The organism is Leptospira weilii serovar Ranarum str. ICFT (genome assembly GCF_000332415.1).
Taxonomy (GTDB): Bacteria; Spirochaetota; Leptospiria; order Leptospirales; family Leptospiraceae; genus Leptospira; species Leptospira weilii_A.
In genome coordinates this window covers 164,066-186,101 of record NZ_AOHC02000041.1, presented here as the reverse complement: position 1 = coordinate 186,101, position 22,036 = coordinate 164,066, and the positions used below count along the sequence as shown (strand labels likewise).

Here is a 22,036-nt window from a genome sequence, read left to right as displayed (position 1 = left end):
GTATTCAATTTTGCAAGCCGGATAGGCAAATCGATATGACTTAGCTTAGCCCGTACCAAAACCTCAAGTGAGTTAAAGATTAGCGGTCGGTTTCAATCCCGTAATCCCCTCGGCCACTCTTTCGGAAAGAGCGGCGATCGTCATGGACGGGTTGGCGCCGATCGCGGTGGGAGAAAGACTTCCATCGGCCACGTAAAGTCCTTGGTATGAAAAAACCTGTCCGAAAGTTTTCGAATCCGCCGAGGTCACGGCGTCGACCTTCGAATTTCCGAGGACACAACCGCCTAAGGGATGTACGGAGACGTTGTTCCGAATCGGCCAAGACCAAGTCGGAAGCGGAAAATAAAAATCGGTTTTGATAAACGAAGCAAAATCTTTCATCACTCCTAGAATCGCTTCATAAAGCGGCATACTATTTTTTTGAGGCCATTGAATCTGAAATCCTCTTTTGCGATCCAAAACCATCCGACCGTCCGCGCGATCGATTCCCATACAAAGCAACACCGCCGACGTGTAAGAAAGATCGCCTTTCAACAACTCGCTCATCAGATAACCGACCTTTCCGAAAATTTTTCCGTTCAAAAATCTTCTTAAAAGTTCGCCTAACATGTGAAAGAAAAATCCGATCCTTAAAAACCAAGGAACTGCGGCCGCGGCAAAATAAGCGGCAAAAACCGGATAACTTGCGTCTTGAAGCACAAAAGCCTTTTTAGGATCGTAACTTTTGAATAAATTATAGTCCGTGTATTGTGTGATCACAGGACCGTAGTTCGGATTTGCCGGTTCTTTTCCTTTGATCGCAAAGGACAAAAAGTCTCCGTTGCCGGAAAATTGTTTTCCGAGATGATCCGAAATATCGGGAAGGGTTTTGAATTCATTCTTACATTTGAGAAGAAGTTCGGTACTTCCTAACGTGCCCGCCGAAACTACGACTCGTTTTGTAACGACGGAAGCCAATTCCCTCGTTTGTCCGGAAAGATCTCGGAAATAAACTCGGTAACCGTTTTCACCGTGACAAGAAGGATTGTCCTGTCCATCCGATCCGAGAGGAACGATCTTTTGAACCAGATGTTCGGTTCTAATGTCCGCCTTATATTTATTTTCCGCGACAAAAAGATAATTCAGATCCAAAGTATTTTTGGAATGTGTGTTACATCCTATATCACATTCCGCACAATACGTGCAGGAAGTTTGAACGGCTCCGTACCGATTTTTTTCCTGAAGTCCTATCGGAGTGGGTTTTTTAAAATCGTTACCGAAAAAAACGTTGATATCCGCAAGTTTGGATTCGCGGCCCGCGTGTTTTGCGAATTTTTGATAGAGTGTCGTTCGAACGATTTTTCTGCGCGGATCGTTGTTAAGCGGGATCGGTCTGGAACCCAAAATTTCTTTTACAATTTTATAATATACTGTTAAACTTTTCTTTTTTACGTTTGCGGGCCAACGTTCGTCAAAGACATGATCCGGCGGTTCGAGAAACACATTCGCGTAAATCAAAGATCCGCCGCCGAGTCCCGCGGAAATTACGACGTCCATGTTCTTGTAATTTCGAACGTCAAACAAACCCGTTTGATTCAATTTGGAAAGTTTTCTCGGACGGGTTTTGGAGTTTTTCTCTTCGGGAACGTTCCAAAAATTCTTGGACATATCGTGTGGAGAACGAGGGAAAGAACCCTTTGGATAACGTTTTCCGCGTTCCAGAATCAAAACCTGGCCGGGCCATTTTTTACTCAATCTACAACCGTTTACGGCTCCGCCGAATCCGGTACCGATCACAACCGCTTCGTATTTTTTCATCACAACCCCGAATAGTATGTTCGTACATTAAAATAAACTAAACTCAAAATGATTCAGAAGATAAATCCCGACGATCAAAGCCCCCAAAAAGGAAACAAACGAAACCGAAAAATGAATCTTATCCCATTTTTCCAAGGATCGAAACCCCTTATAAATCCGTTTTGAAGACCATTTGGGCAGTTCCTCGAGTTCGTCCCCCAATTTGTGAAGATCCACGAACGTCAATAGGATTAGGAACAAAGTTAAAATCAAAAGAAGCGGATTGATCGCACCGGAAACGGTACAAAAAACCTCTCCGGTATAACTCAAATTTCCCCAACATACGAAACTACGAAAAGAAATCCAAGCCATCAAAATCGGAAATCCCGCGAATACGATCAGGACCTCTCCCCAAATCGACTTCCTCTTAACTTTTCTTTTTCTTTTTTTACGCGGGTGCTCTTCGCTTAACGATTCTGCCATAAGTCGTCCCCCTTGTAGAGTTCGATTTGTTTGCGAGACTTTTCGTCCTCAAAGTAACCTAAACTTTTCCAAACATTCAAAGAAACTTGTTTGTAAATTTTCCAGGAGCCGCCGCAATCCGGAGTAAACGGAATGTCCTTTTGTTCGACTACTCTGCGAACGTATTCTTGACAATTGTCCGCGGGATAACGGTCCTTCTGAATAGGATTGTATTTTGGAAAAGAATCGGATTCTCTCAATCGATGTAATAAAATTTTTCTGAGTTTGTCCTCGCATTTCCTTCCGAACATACAATGCCAAGGTTTATTGTTTCCGGTAAGTTCTCTGACTTTTTTAAAGTCGTCCTTGGTTACGATTTCCTTCAGATCGGAACGAAACAAATTCGGAATTCCTTTCGCGTAACTTTCCCATTCCACAACACGATCGTCGTTGTAAACCGGATGATCGGGCAGGGTCATATCGGAAGCGTGTCCTCTTCCCGTAGGATACATCTTTTTAGAATTCCGTAATTTACGATGTGCGAATGAATCTCCCAATAGATGAAAAGCAAAACCTAACGCGCATAATTTTTCGGGAGATTTTTCTTTTTGAGAAGTAAGTTCCGTACGCAATCGATCCAAGGTGACGACTGCAATATTACGAAGATGTTCGCTATCTCCTCCGGTCAAACCGTGTAACAACTGTTGCACTTCGGCCATTCTCCCGAGGGTGTTAGGCGAACCTTTATCGGTAAAAACCCAAAGTGTATAATCGAATGGATGTTTGAGGGCCAACTTTTGGTACACGGAAATCGCATCCAACTCGGGAACCTCGTCCGGAAGTTGAGTACAAAAAGCGACAAGAGCGATTTCCTCTTTGGTTAACGGAGAAGAAGTCTGAAAGTTATTTAAAACGGTTTGAACCGTATAAAAATGTCCGTCTTCTTGATACGCATTCAAGCCGTGACATAACGGAAACAACAGAATCAGTAGGGATTGAGTCAATTTCTTCCAAGACATAGTCGGCAATAAATACATTTTTTGACAACAATTGCAACAATTGTTTCTCTTTTCGATGACTTTCCCGACATTTTTTGAAAAAGTTTGCAACATCGAATAACGGGGATTTAACGTTTGGAATTCGAAAAATACGTCCGCCAAAGTCGTAATTTAACCTGAGTTCGCGGAGAAAGACGGCGAATTGAAAATTCAACGCCTCATTTGCAATACACCGATTTACTTTAGAAAAGTCTAATAGAACACAATGTCTTCGATTCACAAAACGATAAGAATTTCTTTTAAGAGAATCGATTCTCAAGAACGAAGGTATTTTTTTGTTTACAGGCCAGTGGCTTCGCTATTCTGGGAAAGGGATCATTTGAAACGACTCATGGGAAATCACAATCCTCACTCGCATAACCATTCTCACGATCACTCCCACGACCACCATTCCGGAAACGCGGGCAAAAGTCTTGTGATCGCGATGTTTTTCAACCTCGTTTATGCGGGAATCGAAGCGGGAATCGGCTTGGCGTCGGGATCGCTTGCTTTGCTTTCGGACGCGGGCCATAACCTGATGGACGTGAGTTCTTTGCTTCTCGCTTGGATCGCGATTAAACTTCAAGAAAGGGGGCCTTCTCCCGGATTTACTTACGGATGGAAAAAATCTTCGATCTTAGTCAGTCTTCTAAACTCCACTCTCATTTTCGGCGCCGTAGGTTTTATCGTTTACGAATCAATTGAAAAATTATCCAAACCGACCGACCACCTATCCGGAGGAATGATCGCCATCGTGGCGTTTGCGGGTGTTTTGGTGAATTTCTCTTCGTCTTTCCTATTTCACAAAAGTAAAGACGAAGACATAAACATGAAAGGTGCGTATCTGCATCTTCTTGCGGACGGATTGGTATCCTTGGGAGTGATCGTTTCCGGATTATTGATTCAGTGGTTCGGGTTTTTGTGGATCGACCCGCTCGTCGGTCTTTTGATAGGGTTCGTCATTCTTTACGGAAACGTTCCTCTTTTTAGACAAAGCCTCAGATTGAGTTTGGATTCCACCCCGGATACGATCCAATCCGAAACCGTGGAAAAGGAACTCAAGTCCATAGAAGGTGTATTAAATATTCATCATATTCATATTTGGCCCTTGAGCACGACTGAAAACGCGCTTACCGCGCATCTCGTTTTGAAAAACGATCTTTCTTCCGAACATCAAAGAATCGTCAAGTCCAAGGCGCGGGAAGTTTTGAAACGTCTGAGAATCGCCCACGTCACTTTAGAAACCGAAGAAGAAAGGGAAAACTGCGGACAAATCGATTGCAACTGACCATGAGATTCTTACATTCTCAATAAATACACGATCGCCAAACCCGGCAAACGTTGGACTGCAAAAGTCCGCTTTCACGGACCGCACCGACTCCGCTTTTGATTCCATCAACTTTTCTTAATATTCCGCTTATAAGTCCTAAAGGTAAAACTATTCTTGTTCCTGTCTGCCGTTCATTCTTTTTAACATCGATTCCTGTAAAATCAAAGCGCTCGTAGTGGCGATCGCAACGAGTTTATTTTTCGGATTTCTAACTTCCGCTTGCATCGTCAACATAGCGGGGGACTTGGAGACCACTTTGGCTTCGATCAAAACGTATTCGTCTTTTGGAGAAAAGGTTCTAAAAAACTGAGTGGATAAATCGGTGGTAACACAAGGTCTTTTGGCGGCAAGATAGGAAAGAGGACCGAACGTGTTATCCAACGCGGTGCAGAGCATTCCTCCTTGAAAAATTCCGATCGGGTTCGTAAAACGATCGTCGTAAGGAATCCGGACTACAATCCTTTTCGATCCTTCAAATTCAACGAATTCCGCATTCATTTCCTTAAAGGATTTGGGCGGAAGTTCAAGGTTAAGACCGTATTCCTTAAACATTTTATCCGCCATCTTGTTCATATCAACCCACGCGTGTGTTACGGATTCAGAAACCGACATTTTTATGCTCCTTAATTTGTATCATCGACTTAAGACTTTTGATCGTCTTCGAGAAATATTCCTTATCCATTCGGATTCTTGAAATCTGCATCGCCCCTTGAATCGCGGACATAAATAAATCCGCCGTGTCGCGAACGCCGAGAGTAAGCGTAAAAGACCCGTCCTTAATTCCGTCTTGCAGAGTTTGTATTAGAAAATCGCGATGTTGATTGTGAAGAACCCGCGTTTTGTCGCGGATCGTTTGAGAAAGAACGTGATACTCCGTACCTACGACGCCGAACGGACAAATCCTTCCGTTCTCGCCCGCGTAACCCTCGTAGAGTTTAAAAAGCCCGAACAGCCTGACTCTGGACGATCTTTCCTTTATGTTTTTCTTATATTCTTCAAAGTCCTTATAATATACTTCCAGTATTTCAAGACCCAATTCATCCTTGGAAGGATAATGATAATGAACACTAGCCTTTTTAATTCCTAAATCATCCGCTATATCTTGAAAGCTGAAAGATTGAAAACCGACGTTTTGAAAATAATCTCTGGCAAGAGCGACAATTTTTTCTTTTGTGTCTCCCATCGGTTTCATAGCACCACTTACCTATCGGTAGGTAAGCGAGTCAAATCTAAAATTAATTAAAAAAATCGGACAGGTTCCGATAAAATTCCTTCATCTTTTTAATTTAAGAATGACAAAACCGGCGAGAATAAAAACATGTCTTCAAGATTCCCGGTGACTATAGAGAGAGGGCCACACCCGTTCCCATCCCGAACACGGAAGTTAAGCCTCTCATCGCTGATGGTACTGTGTGGTTCGCTGCATGGGAGAGTAGGACGTTGCCGGGTTTTCTTGTTTTACGGCTTATTTTCTTTTACATCAATCCATTACAACGTTCTTGAAAGCGAAATCACTTCTTCCCGAGTGTAAGCGTCCGGTTTTTTTAAGATCTGAATCAATGCTTTAAACTGATTCGTTTCCAAGTCGATCGGTTTCTTTTTAAAATAATATCGAGAAGCCTGATTCAAACCGCTCATTCCCCTACCCCAATAAACGCTATTGAGATAATATTCTAAAATCATATTCTTTCCCAGTTCGTCTTCCAACGCCGAAGCGATCTGAATTTCTTTCCATTTTCTAGATAAGGATTTTTCCCGAGATAAAAAAAGCGTCCGGGCCAATTGCTGAGTGATCGTGCTCGCGCCTCTCATCTTCCGAAAAAATAAGGCGGAAGAAACTAACGTAGAATGAATATCCGAAATGGAATATCCTTTATGAGAATAAAATCTTCTGTCTTCCACCTGAACGGTGTATAAAATCCACTCTTCCGGAATCTCCGAAAGACGGACCCATTCCAATTCCAACGGAATCGATTCTTTTCGATCCGGTAAATAAATCAAACGATCCTGTTGTACCAAAATTTTTCTTTCCGGAAAGAACTGTTCGTAAATTAAAACGGAGGCAAAAAAAATCGGAAGAACTCTCAAAAAAAAAGCGAGGAACAATTCCTTTTGTTTCATATATCCGGGCGTTTGATTTTTAAACTTCTACCGTTTTTTCATATATTAGAAAAACTTCATTTTCTAATATTTCCGAAGAGATTAAATCCCATTTTTTTAGATCGAAGTCCAAATATTCCTTATAACCGCCGGTAATCGAAGGAAGATTTTTTTGTCCGATTAAAAAGGGAACGATTGTGAGGTAAATTCTCGAAATTAGATCGGATCTAAAGAAAGAGTCGTTTAGAGAAGGTCCTCCTTCCAAAAGAATTTCTCGATATCCCATTTCGGACAGGACCTTAAGAACTTCCGAAGGGCTCAAATCGTTTCCTGAAAGTAAAACGATTTCCGCCGAGGAACCGAGATTGTCGCGGACCAAGGAATAATTTTGATTCAGACAGAAAATCAACGGAGGTTGATTAGAAAAACGGAATACTTTTTTATCTTCCGGAAGGGTTCCGGACCTAAGAAGAATCACGGGGCGCGGATCTTTACCGCTTTCAACGTAACGAAGATGAACGACGGGATCGTCGTTAAGAATCGAGTTTTTTCCGAGGATTAAAACGTCCGACTTGGAACGGATTTCATCCATTTTTTTCTTATCGTTTCTGGAAGAAAGTCCGTACCACCTTCCATCCGGACGAGAAACCTTTCCGTCCAGAGTCATCGCCATATTGATTGATACGTTAGGAAACGAAGTCATGCTCTCGGAGCGTTCAGTTCTCGAGCCAAAATTTTACGAACCGAATTCGAACAGGTCCCGCATCCGGTCGAAGCGCCCGTATCGTCCATAAGTTTTTGCAAGGTATCGTTTCCGTTTCGAATCGAAGTTAGGATATCTTCTTCGGATATTTGGTTGCACACACAAACTTTACGAGGGCGCATAAGTTGGCAGAGATCTACTTGGTTGAAAAATGAGGAATCCATATTCTTCTATTTAATTGGACAGTCGGAAAACGATTTTCCATTCAGATTAGAGATTCCGAAAATCTTCTGCAAGATAAATTTTTTACGGTTTTCATTTGACACAGGGTTTTCGAAAAAATAGCCTTCGAAATTCCTGATTAAAATCAAAAAGGCAAACCATGCAGGATACCAAAAGAGCCCCCTTTCGAGAAATTCTTGGATGGTGCATGTTCGATTTTGCGAACTCATCTTATACGACTGTCATCATCAGCGTAACTTACGGAATCATTTTCAGTCAATTGGTGGTTCCCTCCACCACAAACCAAGAAAATCCGTTCGAATACGGAAATCTTCTCTGGTCGATCGCTCTTGCGATTTCGTATCTCCTAGTGGTTGTAACGGGACCGATTTTCGGCGCGATCACCGATTATTCCGCGCGTAAAAAACAATTCCTATTTTATAGTTATGTTTTTTGTATCATCTCCACGGGCGCGCTTTGGTTCGTAATCGCTCCGGGACAATATCTTTTGGCGTTTATTCTCATTATCTTTTCCAATTTCTTTTTCGCCTCCGGAGAAAACTTCGCTTCCAGTTTTCTTCCGTACTTAGGACCGAAACAAGATTTGGGTAAAATCTCCGGTTATGCTTGGGGAATCGGATACTTCGGCGGAATCGCAGCCGTTGCGTTAGTCAACACTTTGGGTCCTAAAACGTTGGCGAATTTTGACAATCTGCGTTTGGTCGGCCCTTATACGGCGTTCTTCTTTTTATTCGCAGGAATTCCGACCTTTCTTCTTTTAAGGGAATACGCCGCGGGAAAAGAAAAACCGGAAGGACTTTCCTATCTCAAAATCGGAATCGAAAGAGTCATTTCCACGATGAAAGAAATTCACAAGTTCCGTGATATGGCTTTGTATCTTTTGTCTTTGTTTTTTGCGATGGCCGCACTCGGAATCGTAATCAGTTTCGCCTTTATTTACGGCGCGCAGGAAATCAAAACGGAAGAAAAACACGAGATTGCAATGTTTCTATTGATCCAACTTTTTGCCGCGATCGGAGCGATTATATTCGGTTTTATTCAAGATAAAATCGGGGCGAAGAAAACTTTCAATATTACGCTTTTATTATGGGTTGTTTGTCTCCTACTGATCTATTGGGTAAAGGATCTAACGGCGTTTTTGATCGGTATCGGAATTCCAACCACACAACAATGGGTATTCGTAGGTACGACCGTTTTTGCAGGAGCCGGACTCGGAGCCACACAATCCGCAAGCCGCGCAATCGTAGGTCTTTTTGCGCCCGAATCCAAGTCCGGAGAATTTTTCGGTCTTTGGGGTTTATCCGGAAAAATAGCCGCCGCATTCGGTCTCGTTGCGGTGGGAGGATTGCAGGTTCTTTTCGATTTAAGAAATTCCTTCTTGGTGGTTTCCGTTTTTTTTATCATTTCTCTTCTCATCAACTTTTTAGTGGATGAAGAAAGAGGGATTCAAACCGCGATCGATTATCGGGAGACTTAGACTTAATCGGGGATTCTCGGGCTTTTGTAATATTGGATTGCGAAGAACGACTTGCGTTTTCCCGAGATTTTGATACTCTGAACGAAAGGTAAAAAGTAAGATGGCTTTCGTGACCGAAGACGAGTTCGAATCGCATCAGAGTCAGCGTAGATTGGCTTTGTCTACGATCGACGAACTGACACAGACAAAATTGGATTTGTTGGAAGCGGGAAAAGAAATTCCGCGATTTATCAACAACGCCATTTCCTATCTCAACAAAAAATATCTGACCCAAGAAAAAGTCATCAGCGACTTCTTAATCAAAAAATAACGTTAGCCGTAATTCAAAGCAACCGTTACACAATCCTAAATTTGAATATGCCGATCATCTAAACTCCAACATTTTGGAGATCATGATCTTCTGATCCAATTCCATTCCATGGAGTTTAAGACTTACCATTTTATCCACTTTTCTCAGATATATTTTGTACTGAAGAACGATCTGTTTTTGTTTACTGTATGGAAGCGGATTTGTCGCATCGTGCAACTTGGTGGAAACACTTGCGGGAACGGGTTGAACCGGATTATCCGGCCAAAGAAAATCGGTGTCATGGCTCGAAAAGAATTCCAAAAGAATTTCACTGTTGTTGTTCGGAGTTCTTTTTCCCTCCCCTAAGAAAGTCGGTCCCTTCGGGGAATTATTGACCAAACGTCTCATTTCTCGGATGAAAACTTCTCCCTTTGCGTTCGTTCTTTTAAACTGAAGAATGATCTTTTCCAAGGATTGTCCGTCCGTTCCGGGATAAATATAAATTCTAGATTGATAGAGATACGTTTTCGGATAATCGGCAAAAGATTGACCGAGACCTAAATCGAGTTCCAAATATTGTTTATTTTCCTTATCTTGAAACAAGAACTTCGAGGCTTCCCGAGGTTCGTCTTCGATATAACGAAGCGCTTTTTTATACGTTTCATTGCCGAGTAGACCGTTGATTTTAAGAATATTCCCGGCAATGGACGCGTGAAGGTTATCGATTTCAATATCCGTAAAACCGCTTTTACGTACGGTTTCGATCTGTTTTAATTCTTCCTTTTCTTCCATCGTTAGGACCTTGTTAGGTGCGGCTCCCAAACCGGCCACGGAAAGAATCATCAGAAATGTCAAAATACGGATGTTCATAAATTTACCCTTATTCAGATTATCGAAATTCTGATGTTCCATTCTTGATTTTACAAACCAAAAATTTTAAGACATTATGACTCGTTATTGCAGGTTCAACGGATTTTTTGAGGAAGAGTTACGATCCGGAAAGATCGCTCCCGAAAGATTGGATTTGAAAAATCGATCTCTGGAAAATCTGTTTTTTCTCTTTCAATCGATTTGTAATCCGTCGACGACGATTTTCTTGCGAGAACGTCCCGATCCGAGTTGGATCGAATTTTGGGAAACGAGAGGAATTCGATTTTGCAAATTTCAATTCTTAAAAAGAAATTCCGATCAGAATCTTCAAACTTCACCGATCGATCCGATCCGAACCTGGGAAGAATGGGGTTCCGTTTCCGATCTGAATGATTCGGGCGAAATCCTTTATTCTCCTCAAAAAGCGGAACTTTCCAAAAGGTTGAATTCTAAAATTCTTCTGGCTCGTTGGAAATCGGAACGGGGCTTTCAAGATATCCCCGCCAAGATTTTGGAGAAACCTTCTTATCTCTCCGCGTTGATCTCCGAATGGTCGGAACTACGGCCAGACAAGACCGTTCTCAAACCGGAGTTTAGTTTTTCAGGAAGACATAAAATTCTTCAATTTTCTTCCCTGGTTTCGGAGAATCGGGAAGATTGGGACGCCGCAAAAGATTCCTCTTGGTTTCCAAGCGTCGCCGAACCTTGGATGATACGAACGTTTGATTTTTCGTGTCTCTATGATTTTAACGCGGGAGTTCCCACATTTTCCGGAACTACGATTCAAATCTGCGACCAAAAAGGAAAATACAACGGCGCTTATCTTTCTTCAGAAAAAGAATCCGAACATCTCGCTTCCCTTTTGGAACCGGTCGTGAAAGAATTATCCAAAAGTTTTTCTCCGAAATACGTTGGTCCGGTTTCACTCGACGGTTTTGAGTTCTATTCTCAAAATATAAAAAAAATACAAAGGATCAGTGAAACGAATTTTCGATGGTCCATGGGAAGAATTCTGTTTGAATTTTCAAAGTCCCCCGCCCTCAACGAAATCAAAAAAGGATTCGGTGAAAATCTTTCCATTCTTCCCTTACCATTGAGAGAACCGATTCCGAAATATTCGGAATGGATTTCAGACTGGGGCAAGCCCAAGGGACTGAACATTCTTCCCTTGACTCCGGATCGATTTACTTCGGGAAAGTCTTACGGAATTTCCTGGATTCTTTTGAGCTTTTTAGAAAGTTCTCGAGAAACGATACAAGAGAGAATTGAAAAGTTTTATTCCGATTGGAGGAAACGAATTCTCCACTGAAATGTACTTGAGGCTTTTTCAGACCTTGCCAGGATGTCCTCCAGGTCGCGGTTTACCGCCCGGAAAACCATCCGCAATCTATGCGGTCCACATTCAGGATAGAAAATGGAACTGTTTTTAAACTACGCTCTTTACATAATCGTTAGCATCGGGTTTATGATTCCCTTTACCGGGTTTGTCATCGGAGCCGGGGCGATCATCAGCGCGACTCTCGCGGGATTTACCGTTAACTTTCTTTCTCAAGTTTTAGAAGAAAATAAACTCCAAGACTTTATTACAAGAAACAAAGACAATAAATTAGGAAAGGCTCTTCAAGACGCAGTTTTAAAAGGCCAGGAAAAATTGAAAGGCGCTTCGGCGACCGTTCCCGTTCACGCGGAAGAAAGCCACGGTTCACACCATGTCATCTCCGTAAAAACCTATTCCCTGATTTTTGCCACTTTGATTTTCTTTACGTTGATTACGGTATGGGTTGCAGGAATCGACTTCGGTGCGATGAACGTGATCATCGCCATGGCCGTTGCAACCGCAAAGGCTTCTTTGGTGCTCGGATATTTTATGCACCTTAAATACGATTCGATTATGAACCGAGTCATTTTCGGTTCCGGTTTCCTCTTCTTGCTTCTCCTTTTCGGATTTTCCGCTGCGGATATCTTTACAAGATTTAAGGTTCTGCTTTCTTTCGCATTCTAATCGATCGTTCTTGAAAATCCTAAAAAGCCGATCTGCGGATCGGCTTTTTTATTTCTTTAAAAACCCCTTTTCAATTAAAACACAACCGAACACAAGAATCCTTCGCCTTATTTCCGTTAAATGAAATAAAGCGGCTTATCTTAAATTTTTCACATTCGACAACTTTCTTCGTACATGCGGAAAAGAAAATAAGATACGTTCTAGGATAAATTCTAAATTGACTCGCTTTTTTTTATCGAAAAAAGTATTCTTTTCATTTCTTAGGAGATCCAACCGTATGAAACACAATCCGATTCGTATTCTCTTCATCCTACTCTTCTTAACATTCGTAATACTCGATTGTAAAAAAGAACATTCCTTAAAACCAAACGCGAAAGTGGTTCAAATTCCTTCTCTCGGACTCGGACTCGACTACGAAGGTTGGAATTTTAACGATAATCCGAACCTCATGAACCAAACGGAAAAAATCGCATCGGACACGGACAATTCAGGCACGATCAAAAAGGCTCTTGAATTTGTAGGAATCAACTTTTTTCTTTTTGAATATCCGCAAGGAAGTACGGAAGCAGGTTTATTCAATACTAACATCAATTATACGATAGAGGACCTTTCCAAACAACCGAGGGAAATTTCCTTGGATGATTACATTTCCACAATGACGGGTCTTTATCCGGTCGTATTACAAAAATATGAAATGATCAATCCTCCGAAAAAATCCAAAATCCACGGAATCGATAGTGTCCTTTTAGAAAGCAGGTTTGAACAACCGGTCGGCGGTAAAAATCTTAAAATTCATAACTATCAGAGAATTTTTATCGTGAATCAAAAGGCTCATGTTTTTACGGGCTCGTTTTTAGAAAAAGAGGCAGGTTCCAAAGGACCCAAGGTCCTGGAAGTTTTGGGTAAGTTCGTGAAGTTGTAAGTTAGACGACATTCTTGAAAGAATGAAAACGATACTTTCCATGAAACTTTTACAATCCAAACGAATTCAATTATTCTTATGGATTATTCTTTTAGCTCCATTTTCAACGAACGGAATATGGAGTCATGATATTACACTTCCGAATTATTTCAAAGAAGAGGAAACTTCCAGTTATCCATTTTATTTAAACTTCAAACTGAACAACGATCTTTCTGCGACGATTCGATTCCCTACTAAAATATCGGGCAATTATCAGATCGTACTTGGTGCAAACACTCGGTTTCCCTCCGAATTTATTTCTTTATTCAAAATTTCGTTAAACGGGGAAGGTCACAAAGAACTTCCGTTTCAAATCAGAAAGCCAATCAAACAAGGTAGAATATTTTCAAGTATTGATTTTTCAATTCAGGAAGGAGAAGCCTATCGAAACGAATATGTCGATTTTCACATTACGGTTATAGAAAAAAAAGTGAAACTTCTCAGTCCGAAAAACGCTGCTTTATTCCACCAAAACTTTTTGGAATTAGGTTTTAGGAAAAAAGATTGATCCAAAATCCGAAGACCTTCCCAAAACCTTAAAAAAGTCATTCAAAATACGTAAACTACCGAAAGAGACGGTTTTAGGTTTTTGTGGATCCGAACAAACTCTTTATTCTTTGAAAGGAATTCCCATTCCCTTTAAAATTTCTTTCGCGCGATTTTGAAATTCAATTTCTTCTTCGGTTGTAAAAGAACCGAAAATCCCCTTTTTAAATCGATCGGCAAGAGCGATGTATTCCAAACAACCGGCGACACTCAAAACGGATTTGGCTTTTCCTTCGAAAACTTTCAGCTCCCCGTTCTTCTGTATGACCATCGCTCCCGGAGGAATTTTTTTTCCGCCTCGAACCGTACAACCGGCAGTCACCATAGCGCCGTCTCCGATTTCGGCCTCGTCCAAAACGATACTTCCGATTCCGATGAGACAACCTCTTCCGATCTTACAACCGTGCAACATCGTATTATGACCGACTAACGTGTAGTCTCCGATAAAAATTCCCCGACTCGAATCGGTATGAAGAGTGGAGTTATCCTGAATATTGACTCCTTCTCCTAAAACGATCCGATTCATATCCGCGCGTACGACGACTCCGGGCCAAAGGGAAGAATAGGGGCCCATCTCCACGAGACCGATCGCGGTCGCTTGAGGATGAATAAATGCAGTTTCATGAATATTCATTTTATCGATTCTCCCGAATGAATCTATCAAATGGCTTTACAAAGTCCACAAAAAATGGCGTGGTGTTGATTGAGACTGTCACAAAATCTTAAAATATGCGAGCCGGTAACGAGAATTTAACATCTACAAACACCATCCGCAAGAATTCCCTCACTGATACGGTAGACGGTAAACTTTTGAACTATGAGACTTTATATATTATATTCAATTTTCATAAATTACTTTTCAAACATATATTAAGAACCGATCTTATCGTAAAACGAATCCGTTTTTCCCGGCAAGCGCGACTAACCGATCGGAAATCTCCTTGATTCGTTCTTGTGTGAACGTTTTTTCGTAGTTGACCAATCGAAAACGATAACTCACCGATCTTTTTCCTTCCGGAACGTTACCGCCCGCAAATTGAGAATAGACCCAACCTTCCTCCAATTCGGGAATACTTTCCTTTTTTGCGAGATCGGTAAATACGTTCGTATTTTCCTTTTCTCCGATCAAAATCGAAAGATCGATTTCCGCTTCCGGAAATTGAGAGGGAACGATAAAACGGGAAACTTTTCGGTTTTGATTCCAGAGTTCGACAATTTTCTCGAATTCAATAGAACCGTAAATTACCCTTTTCTTAAGTTCAAAAGAATCCAAAACCGCAGGGTGAACGTATCCTAAATTTCCAACGACCTTTGTTAAATTTTTTTTGTGCGACCTAACGACCAAACGCAAACTCGCTCCGGGATGAAAAACCGGCTCCGGCTCGATCTCCCAGGTACAATCAAAAATTTGAATGGAGTTTAAAAAGGATTCGATTTCCTTTCTCACCTTCAGGAAATCCTCCTCCAAAAGTTTCAGATCCGATTCGGAATTTTTTCTGTCATACGAAACCGCAAACGACAGAAATTTCTTTTCGTTATCCGGTTCCGGAAGATTGAAATACGCTCGTCCAAATTCAAAAATCTTAATCTCCGAAAAACGATCCTGATTGGTGCGAATGTTTTTTAACAGGGAAGGTAATAGAGAATTTCGAAGAACCGATTGTTCTTCCGGCATTTCATTTTTGATCTTTACGGAAAGTTTCGGGTCTCCATCCAACTCGTTCTCCTTTAAGGATTGAAACGAATAGTTAAAAACTTCGCGATAACCCAAACTTCCCGCAAAAAAAGTTTTACATTTTCTTTCCAATTCTCTACTTAGATTTCGAATCGGCGTTTTGACTTCCGCCAAAAGAGGAGACACTTGAATCGTATCGTAACCTCTGGTCCTTCCGATTTCTTCCACGAGGTCTTCCGGAATCGTGACGTCGTAGTTATGACGAAATTTCGGAACCAACACTTCAAGATGATCCCCCTTCCAAGAAACCACAAAATGCAATCTTTCTAATATATCGGTGATGTCGCCTTGAGATAACATAACGCCTAACTTCGCGTTGATAAAGTGAATGTCCGTATGAATGTGAACTTCTTTATGAGGAGTATGTAAAAATCCGACCGGCTCGGAAGCCTTGAGAGAAGGACAACCGTTTTCTTTTAAAAGATTGAGCGCGCGACGAATCACGGGAAGAGTCGTAGTCGCTTCGAGTCCCTTTTCGTAACGTACGGAAGAATCGGATCGGATTCCCGTGGAACGAATGGACTTACGAACTCTTTCCCTTGCAAACACCGCCGATTCCATCACAACTTCGGAAGTAGTATTTTGCACGGCGGATTCTTTTCCACCCATCACTCCGGCGATCGCAACCGGTTTTCCTTGATTGCGTATAATAAGAATATCCTCTTCCAAAGACGGAGACGTTTCGTCCAATAGTGCAAAACTTTCTCCCTTGTTTGTATAGGAAACTTCCAGAGCAACCCCGCCTTGACCTTCCAAAAACTTCTTATCAAAAAAATGTGTGGGTTGTCCCATTTCCAACATTACGTAATTGGAAACGTCGACCACGTTGTTGATAACTCGAATTCCGCATTTCTGCAAACGGGATTGAAACTTTCTTCGGGAAGGAAGAATGGAAATTTCACGAATCGAAGACGCGTAATAGGAATGTGCATTCTGATTTTCTAATACTTTCGGAAGTTCGATCGAAAGATCGAAATTCCACAAAGACTCGAACGGATTGAAAGTGATCGGCAAACGAAGTTGGGATGCAAGTTCTCTCGCAAAACCGAAATGGCTCCAGAGATCCGGCCTGTGTGTGATGGATTTATTATCAACATCGAATATAATGTCATCGTAATGTAAAAAAGACCGAATCGTTTTTCCGACTTCCGCGCCTTCGAGTCCGTTTAAAATCCAAACCCCGTTGTTTTCTTCCGACAAAAAAAGTTCCTTTTCGGAGCATAACATTCCGGAACTTTTGACTCCTCTGAGTTCCGATTCTACAATTTCCTTTTCTCCGAGTTTGGCGCCTGGAACCGCAAGAGGGACCAAATCTCCCGCTTTTACGTTGGTGGCTCCGGTGACGATTTGAGATTTGGAAGATCCGTTGGAAACCTGCGCGATCTGAAGTTTATCCGCGGAAGGATGTTTTTCCAAAGATTCTATTTTAACAATCTTTACAAAGTCCAACTCGGGTCGATAGGAGTCCGCACCGTCGATCTCACAAACGGAGATTGCGATCTTCTTTAAAATCGCTTCGAGACCAACCTCTTTCAAAGGTGTAAAATCGTTCATCCAATCTAAGGAAAGTTTCACGTAGCCAAACTCCGTTCCAATTACTGAGGTCCAGAAACCTCGATCAAAATCGGATGTCGAGCAGGAAAATCCGCTTGGCTTTAGTTCGGGAGATATACCTGAAAGAGTTGAAATCGATGTTGAATCGTTTTTCCGTTTCTTACCTTACGAAGCTCTCGATCAAAGTCTTCCTTAACTTTCTGAATTTCGTTTCGAGTTCGGTTCATCGCCGATTTTTTTTCGGGCTTTCCTTCCCATTTAAAGGCGGCTTCTTGACGCATCCATTTTTCTTCGAGTTGTCTGAGCGTATTCTGGTTGCTCGTTCTGATTTTGAATTCTTCCTTTTGAAAAAGATCCAAAGTCTGATCTCCGAGTTCCTTTTTTCTGGATTCCAAGATTTCATCCAAGGCGAGAAAAGTTCGGATTAAATTTTCCTCCAAACGGGAAGGAAGTTCGAAATGTTCGGGCGTTGAAGTTGAAGATTTTGAGACGGAATGAACTTCCCTAATTTCTTCGGGAAGTCCTTCGATTCTTTTTACGGAACCAGTTCGTGGGTTTGTCTCGAAGTAAAATAACTCGGTTCGATTGAGTGTGAACTGAAACTCCACCAAGAAAACGTAATATTCCTTATTGGAAATCGAATGAAAAGAAGCGCTCCATCCCTTTTGATTTTGAATCAGATAAGAAACGGTTTTATCGACAAGAGGATGACCGAAGGCTAAAAATTCCAAACTGTCGTTTTGAAGCGCGAGTTCGGAATCAAACGTTCCTAATTTTCCCTTATACTGAGGCGAATCGATTTCGTAAACCTGAGGTTTTTTCCGAATCAATTTAAAACCCGCTTCTTCCGGAAACGTACGCGTAAACTTGGAAATAAATTCTTCCAAATGTGTGTTGTTAAACGAACGCTCTTCAAGCGTGTGACTGTAATAATCCAAAAGATTGAAGTCGATCAACTTAGGAGTTACAAGCGCGCCCAATTTCTCAAAACCTTTTTTTGCGATCTTGATCCGGTTATCGATCTCGTCTTCCATTTCAATTTTGGACTTATTACCCGTTACGAACTTCATAAAGGAAGAATTGAAATCCAACTCGTCTTCGATCGCTCCAAGCAGTTCGTCCGAGGACCCGATCGACTCCTCGAAAAGACGGATCTTGTTCGTGAGTACTTCCAAAATTCTTTCCGCAACGGTATCCTTACTCGCAAAGTTAAAGATAAATACGTTGTCCTTCTGACCGAATCTATGAATCCTTCCGATTCTCTGTTCGATTTTGAGAGGGCTCCAAGGAAGATCATAATTGAAAAGGACGTTTGCAAACTGAAGGTTCCTGCCTTCTCCTCCGGCTTCCGTACAAATCAGAATTTCCGTTTTCGTTTTAAATTCCACGATCGCCCTTTCCTTAGCGTCGGCGCTGAGAGAACCGTGAAACAAAGTGACTTGAAAATCGGAAAGAACGCCGGCCAGAAAATCCTGAGTCGATCTGAACTGAGTAAATATGATGAATTTTGAATGTCCTTCTTTTTGAAGTTTGAGAATCGTTTCCTTTAACTTGATGGATTTTTTGTCTTCTTTGATTTTTTTTCCGAGAAGAATCAAACGATTGAGGGAAAGAAGTTCCCTCTTTAAACTCTGAAGATCGAACTGAACGGATTCGTCCAAACCGGAAACAAATTCCTCCACGTCTTCGGTTTCGTCCAGATCCCACTCCTCCAATTTAGATTCCATTTGTTTAATATGATGAAACCGATTTTCCAAAAGGAATTTTCTTTTTGTAAGCGCGGAAATAAGAGCGAACACCGAAGAATCCAACAATTTCTGAAATACGATCATCACGAATCCGATCGCGCGGTTCTGAGTTCTCATCGCAAGGTTGTATTCTCTTCGAACGTAGTTGGTAGTTTCCTCGTAAAATTCCCGTTCCACCGGAGAAAGCTCGATTCTGACCGTTTTTGCGAATCGTTTCGTAAACCCGCCGACTTCCACCTTTCTTCTTCGTAAAAGAACCTTGGATATTTTGTCCTTGAGATCGGTTTTGTTTCCTAGAATATAATCGTTTACGAATGTATGATACGGACCCAAAATATTCGGATCTATCAGGTGCATTAGATAATAAAGTTCTTCTAATTTTCCTCGAAACGGTGTCGCTGTCAAAAGAAGAAGACATTCGCACTTCTTGGAAATTTTTTCGGCAAATAGATAAGCGCGTGTGATTTTATGATAATCCCTTCTGAGCCTGTGAGCCTCGTCGAAGATCACGATATCCCATTTTGTTTTTAGGATCTCTTCGGCATATTTCGGATTTTTAATAAAGTCGACGGAAGTGATGACGTGTTGAAAATTTTTCCAGTTCTTATCGCCTTCGGTATGAAAATTTCTTCGTTTAACGATTTCAAAATCCTCGTTGAACTTGTTCTTCAACTCCTGTTGCCATTGAACCAAAAGAGGAGAAGGCGCTACGATCAAAACCTTCTTGTAACCTCTTCGAAAGATCAGCTCCTTCATCACAAGAGCGGCTTCGATGGTTTTTCCCAAACCGACTTCGTCCGCCAAAATAAAACGAGGACGCAAACTGTTGACCACGATATAAGTCGATTCGATCTGATGAGGAAGAAGTCTCGTTCTGGAATTGGAAAGCGCGGAAAGTTTATCGAATGCGTGTGTGAGTTTTAACTCATAAGCGGTCAGAGCGAGATCCATCAATCCCGCTTGTTCGCATACGTTTCTAAGCGGTGACGGATAACCCGGAAGAATTTTCAAATACGGAGAATTTTCCGAAACCGTCTTTTTGGAAGAAGTCGACGTAAACTCGATCGTAAATTTTCCTTCGCTCGACGAAACGATTTTTCCTATGCCCAATTCGGGAGAACCTGTGAGATAACAAAAATCTCCGCGATAACCCGAGCGGGGATTGGATTCAAAGTCGAGATTGAGTTGTAAAGTATTTTCCAACTAAACTCCTCTTTGATCGCCCCAGATATATTTATGAGTTTGAAGGGAAAGGCGAAGTCCGGAACCCAAAGAGGATTTTATCCATTCCGCGAGAACTTCGGGCGGCAATTCTCCTTGCACCGGAGAAACCAATAGGTTCCCGGATAATTTATGATTTTCGATCACTTCGAGGCATCTTTCAAAATCGTTTCTATCGCGGATCACGAACTTAATCTCGTCCAAATCGTTCTTTCGTTTATTATAAATTTCTAAATTTCTCAAACTCATACGGTCTTCCATTCCGGAACCGGGGAGTTTGTAATCCAAGGTAAAAACGAATTGATCCAATCCTTCGATCGATTCCGCTCCGTTGGTTTCCACTCTCGGCCTTGGATACAAACCAGATGGATTTCTAGTTCTAAAAATTTCGTTTCCTAAGGCGACGCTGAAGTCGCGGTTCCTTCCTTCAAGAGGTTCTCCGCCGGTAAGAAGAACTTGAGTAGGCGCCGGACTTAAATTTTGAATTTTATCCAATACCCGGTTCAAGTTCCATTCTTCGCCCGCGTTCGGAGACAATGCGTATGGAGTATCACACCATAACTTTCTTCCGGTCGCCATTCCGCATCGAAGCGAACATCCGGCCATACGAACGAATACGGTCGGGATACCCGTCGAAATTCCCTCTCCGGAAAGAGAAAGATAAATTTCATGTACGGAGGTTTTCAGATTGTCCATGGGTTCTTTCGAGTACAAGATTTTTCTTTCAACAAACAACGAGATCGTAAAAAAATAAAAAGGTAAATTCCAGAATTTACGACCTGCCCTTTGCGGTCAACTCTCGGAGCTTCCGAGTTTACGATGAGGATTTTTTTCACGAGTAAAACTTCGTGTTGACAAATGGACGTTTTTAGAATTGCGAAAAAATTAAAACGATCCTTTCCCGTTAAAGTCCGCGTAAAAGAACCGGATCTTTTGCTTGTCAATCCGGATCGAAATCGTTCTCCTAGTAATCAAAAAATGATTTCGGAGCTGCTCCTTTGATTCGTTATATACCGTCTTTTATCTTTGTTTATTTGTTCTATCTTCCGTTTCGAATTCTACCGTATCGTTTGTGTCTTTTATACGGAAGATTTCTCGTGATTCTTCTCTATCCGCTTGCAAGAAAACACAGAAGAATCGCATACGAAAATATTTCTCACGCGTTCCCCGAATATTCCGAAACGCAAAAGAAAGAACTCGTTTGGAAAAGTATTCTTCATATCGGGAATCTGGCCGCGGGAACTTTGTATGCTCCGCGTTTGAACCAAAAATGGATGGATCGTTATCTCGTTTATGATCCCGAATCCTTAGCTCTTGAAAAGAAAACAAACGAAGAAGGCGTCGGAGTCGTTTTGATCTCCGGTCATTTCGGAACCTGGGAAATCTTAGTTCAGTTTATGGGGATGCGTATGAAAGGCGGAGGGATTTATAAAAAAGTTAGAAATCCGTTCGTGGATAAATTGATCTATAAACTCAGAACTAAAAACGGAATCAAACTCGTTTCTACGGAAGAATCCAGTCAAGTGACCAAGATGTTAAAACAAGGTTATTGGGTCGGCTTCGGTTCGGATCAAAACGCGGGTAAGGTCGGAATTTTCGTAAATTTTTTCAATCGCCCCGCATCCACTTATCAAGGTCCCGCATTGATGGCTTATCTTACGGGCGCAAAGATGCTTTTGTATTCGGTTCTTTGCGGAGAAAACGGTAAGGTGATCGTTCGAGTCAAAGACCTGGGATTTGTGGATAAAAAAGCGTTCCCGGATCGGGAAACCGCAATTCGTCATTACACGGAAGTCTGGACAAAAGCCTTAGAAGAAGAAGTGAAATTGTTTCCGGAACAATACTTCTGGGTTCATAGACGCTGGAGAACGAAACCGGGAGATTTTCCCGGTCAAGTTTGACTGGATTCTTTTTTTTGAAAAGCCGTAAGGTTGAAAACAAAGTATATTCCAAAACTAAATTCTAATTTTGGAATATACTTT

At 41.7% G+C, this 22,036-nt stretch carries 20 protein-coding genes, 1 rRNA gene and 1 pseudogene; 9 read left to right on the top strand and 13 right to left on the bottom strand.

Translation table 11 applies throughout. The annotated features are described in order from the left end of the window. Positions 1-72 precede the first annotated feature (72 nt). From LEP1GSC060_RS14125 to LEP1GSC060_RS14115, 3 genes are read right to left on the bottom strand one after another with little or no spacing between them, the layout of a single operon-like run. Complete coding sequence (locus LEP1GSC060_RS14125; protein ID WP_003006360.1) at positions 73-1,797, bottom strand: GMC oxidoreductase; 1,725 nt, start codon at positions 1,795-1,797, stop codon at positions 73-75. 27 nt (positions 1,798-1,824) lie between these two features. Continuing rightward, positions 1,825-2,259 carry a hypothetical protein gene (locus LEP1GSC060_RS14120; protein WP_003006291.1) on the bottom strand — a complete coding sequence of 145 codons (435 nt, stop codon included), beginning with the start codon at positions 2,257-2,259 and terminating at the stop codon, positions 1,825-1,827. After that, positions 2,244-3,257 carry a hypothetical protein gene (locus LEP1GSC060_RS14115; RefSeq protein ID WP_036096623.1) on the bottom strand — a complete coding sequence of 338 codons (1,014 nt, stop codon included), beginning with the start codon at positions 3,255-3,257 and terminating at the stop codon, positions 2,244-2,246. The genes LEP1GSC060_RS14120 and LEP1GSC060_RS14115 overlap by 16 nt, the downstream gene beginning before the upstream one ends. A 370-nt stretch (positions 3,258-3,627) precedes the next feature. On the opposite strand from LEP1GSC060_RS14115, the gene LEP1GSC060_RS14110 reads away from it, so the two are divergent. Next, entirely contained in the window at positions 3,628-4,563 is a 936-nt protein-coding gene (locus tag LEP1GSC060_RS14110) for a cation diffusion facilitator family transporter (protein ID WP_036096621.1), read from the top strand. 150 nt (positions 4,564-4,713) lie between these two features. Here the strand turns inward: LEP1GSC060_RS14110 and LEP1GSC060_RS14105 are convergent, their stop codons facing one another. Then, the gene (locus tag LEP1GSC060_RS14105; RefSeq protein WP_003006744.1) at positions 4,714-5,217 is read right to left on the bottom strand and encodes a PaaI family thioesterase; all 504 of its coding nucleotides are present in this window, start codon (positions 5,215-5,217) and stop codon (positions 4,714-4,716) included. Then, positions 5,204-5,797, bottom strand: a complete 594-nt coding sequence (locus LEP1GSC060_RS14100) for a TetR/AcrR family transcriptional regulator (protein ID WP_003006429.1) — start codon at positions 5,795-5,797, stop codon at positions 5,204-5,206. The genes LEP1GSC060_RS14105 and LEP1GSC060_RS14100 overlap by 14 nt, the downstream gene beginning before the upstream one ends. A 140-nt stretch (positions 5,798-5,937) precedes the next feature. Between LEP1GSC060_RS14100 and rrf the strand changes: the two genes are divergently transcribed. Further along, positions 5,938-6,054, top strand: a 5S ribosomal RNA gene (gene rrf / locus LEP1GSC060_RS14095). Between the two features lie 39 nt (positions 6,055-6,093). Here rrf and LEP1GSC060_RS14090 read toward each other — a convergent pair. Genes LEP1GSC060_RS14090 through LEP1GSC060_RS14080 form a run of 3 tightly spaced genes read right to left on the bottom strand, consistent with a single transcriptional unit; the run spans position 6,094 to position 7,632 of the window. Continuing rightward, the gene (locus LEP1GSC060_RS14090) at positions 6,094-6,726 is read right to left on the bottom strand and encodes a biosynthetic peptidoglycan transglycosylase (RefSeq protein ID WP_003006163.1); all 633 of its coding nucleotides are present in this window, start codon (positions 6,724-6,726) and stop codon (positions 6,094-6,096) included. A 19-nt stretch (positions 6,727-6,745) separates the two neighbouring features. After that, a complete protein-coding gene (locus LEP1GSC060_RS14085) occupies positions 6,746-7,408 on the bottom strand; it encodes a RibD family protein (RefSeq protein WP_036096510.1) in 663 nt (220 codons plus the stop codon). Beyond that, positions 7,405-7,632 (bottom strand): (2Fe-2S)-binding protein, encoded by a 228-nt coding sequence (locus tag LEP1GSC060_RS14080; protein WP_051061440.1) that lies wholly within the window; start codon positions 7,630-7,632, stop codon positions 7,405-7,407. Before LEP1GSC060_RS14080 ends, LEP1GSC060_RS14085 begins: the two co-directional genes overlap by 4 nt. A gap of 95 nt (positions 7,633-7,727) precedes the next feature. Here LEP1GSC060_RS14080 and LEP1GSC060_RS14075 point away from each other — a divergent pair. Both LEP1GSC060_RS14075 and LEP1GSC060_RS14070 read left to right on the top strand, forming a co-directional pair. Then, positions 7,728-9,128, top strand: a pseudogene (locus LEP1GSC060_RS14075) (MFS transporter). A gap of 100 nt (positions 9,129-9,228) precedes the next feature. After that, the gene (locus LEP1GSC060_RS14070; protein WP_003006326.1) at positions 9,229-9,438 is read left to right on the top strand and encodes a hypothetical protein; all 210 of its coding nucleotides are present in this window, start codon (positions 9,229-9,231) and stop codon (positions 9,436-9,438) included. A 54-nt stretch (positions 9,439-9,492) separates the two neighbouring features. Here the strand turns inward: LEP1GSC060_RS14070 and LEP1GSC060_RS14065 are convergent, their stop codons facing one another. Then, positions 9,493-10,287, bottom strand: a complete 795-nt coding sequence (locus LEP1GSC060_RS14065; RefSeq protein WP_155119697.1) for an LIC13212 family protein — start codon at positions 10,285-10,287, stop codon at positions 9,493-9,495. A gap of 76 nt (positions 10,288-10,363) precedes the next feature. On the opposite strand from LEP1GSC060_RS14065, the gene LEP1GSC060_RS14060 reads away from it, so the two are divergent. The 4 genes from LEP1GSC060_RS14060 (at position 10,364) to LEP1GSC060_RS14045 (ending at position 13,758) form a co-directional block, all read left to right on the top strand. Continuing rightward, positions 10,364-11,596, top strand: a complete 1,233-nt coding sequence (locus tag LEP1GSC060_RS14060; RefSeq protein ID WP_003006605.1) for a hypothetical protein — start codon at positions 10,364-10,366, stop codon at positions 11,594-11,596. Positions 11,597-11,701: 105 nt separating this feature from the next. Further along, complete coding sequence (locus LEP1GSC060_RS14055) at positions 11,702-12,289, top strand: cytochrome C oxidase subunit IV family protein (RefSeq protein ID WP_003006685.1); 588 nt, start codon at positions 11,702-11,704, stop codon at positions 12,287-12,289. Positions 12,290-12,566: 277 nt separating this feature from the next. After that, the gene (locus LEP1GSC060_RS14050) at positions 12,567-13,211 is read left to right on the top strand and encodes an LIC_13215 family putative lipoprotein (protein WP_003006017.1); all 645 of its coding nucleotides are present in this window, start codon (positions 12,567-12,569) and stop codon (positions 13,209-13,211) included. Between the two features lie 40 nt (positions 13,212-13,251). Beyond that, positions 13,252-13,758 carry a hypothetical protein gene (locus tag LEP1GSC060_RS14045; protein WP_036096617.1) on the top strand — a complete coding sequence of 169 codons (507 nt, stop codon included), beginning with the start codon at positions 13,252-13,254 and terminating at the stop codon, positions 13,756-13,758. 102 nt (positions 13,759-13,860) lie between these two features. Here the strand turns inward: LEP1GSC060_RS14045 and LEP1GSC060_RS14040 are convergent, their stop codons facing one another. The 4 genes from LEP1GSC060_RS14040 to LEP1GSC060_RS14025 all read right to left on the bottom strand — a co-directional run bounded on the left by LEP1GSC060_RS14040 (position 13,861) and on the right by LEP1GSC060_RS14025 (position 20,750). After that, positions 13,861-14,430, bottom strand: a complete 570-nt coding sequence (locus LEP1GSC060_RS14040; protein WP_003006044.1) for a gamma carbonic anhydrase family protein — start codon at positions 14,428-14,430, stop codon at positions 13,861-13,863. A gap of 249 nt (positions 14,431-14,679) precedes the next feature. Beyond that, a complete protein-coding gene (gene pheT, locus LEP1GSC060_RS14035) occupies positions 14,680-17,106 on the bottom strand; it encodes a phenylalanine--tRNA ligase subunit beta (RefSeq protein ID WP_003005767.1) in 2,427 nt (808 codons plus the stop codon). An 80-nt stretch (positions 17,107-17,186) separates the two neighbouring features. Next, a complete protein-coding gene (locus LEP1GSC060_RS14030; protein WP_003006526.1) occupies positions 17,187-20,036 on the bottom strand; it encodes a DEAD/DEAH box helicase in 2,850 nt (949 codons plus the stop codon). Beyond that, positions 20,037-20,750, bottom strand: a complete 714-nt coding sequence (locus LEP1GSC060_RS14025) for a 7-carboxy-7-deazaguanine synthase QueE (protein ID WP_003006682.1) — start codon at positions 20,748-20,750, stop codon at positions 20,037-20,039. Between the two features lie 302 nt (positions 20,751-21,052). Here LEP1GSC060_RS14025 and LEP1GSC060_RS14020 point away from each other — a divergent pair, with 302 nt between their 5' ends. After that, entirely contained in the window at positions 21,053-21,955 is a 903-nt protein-coding gene (locus LEP1GSC060_RS14020) for a lysophospholipid acyltransferase family protein (protein ID WP_003005792.1), read from the top strand. Positions 21,956-22,036: the final 81 nt, after the last annotated feature.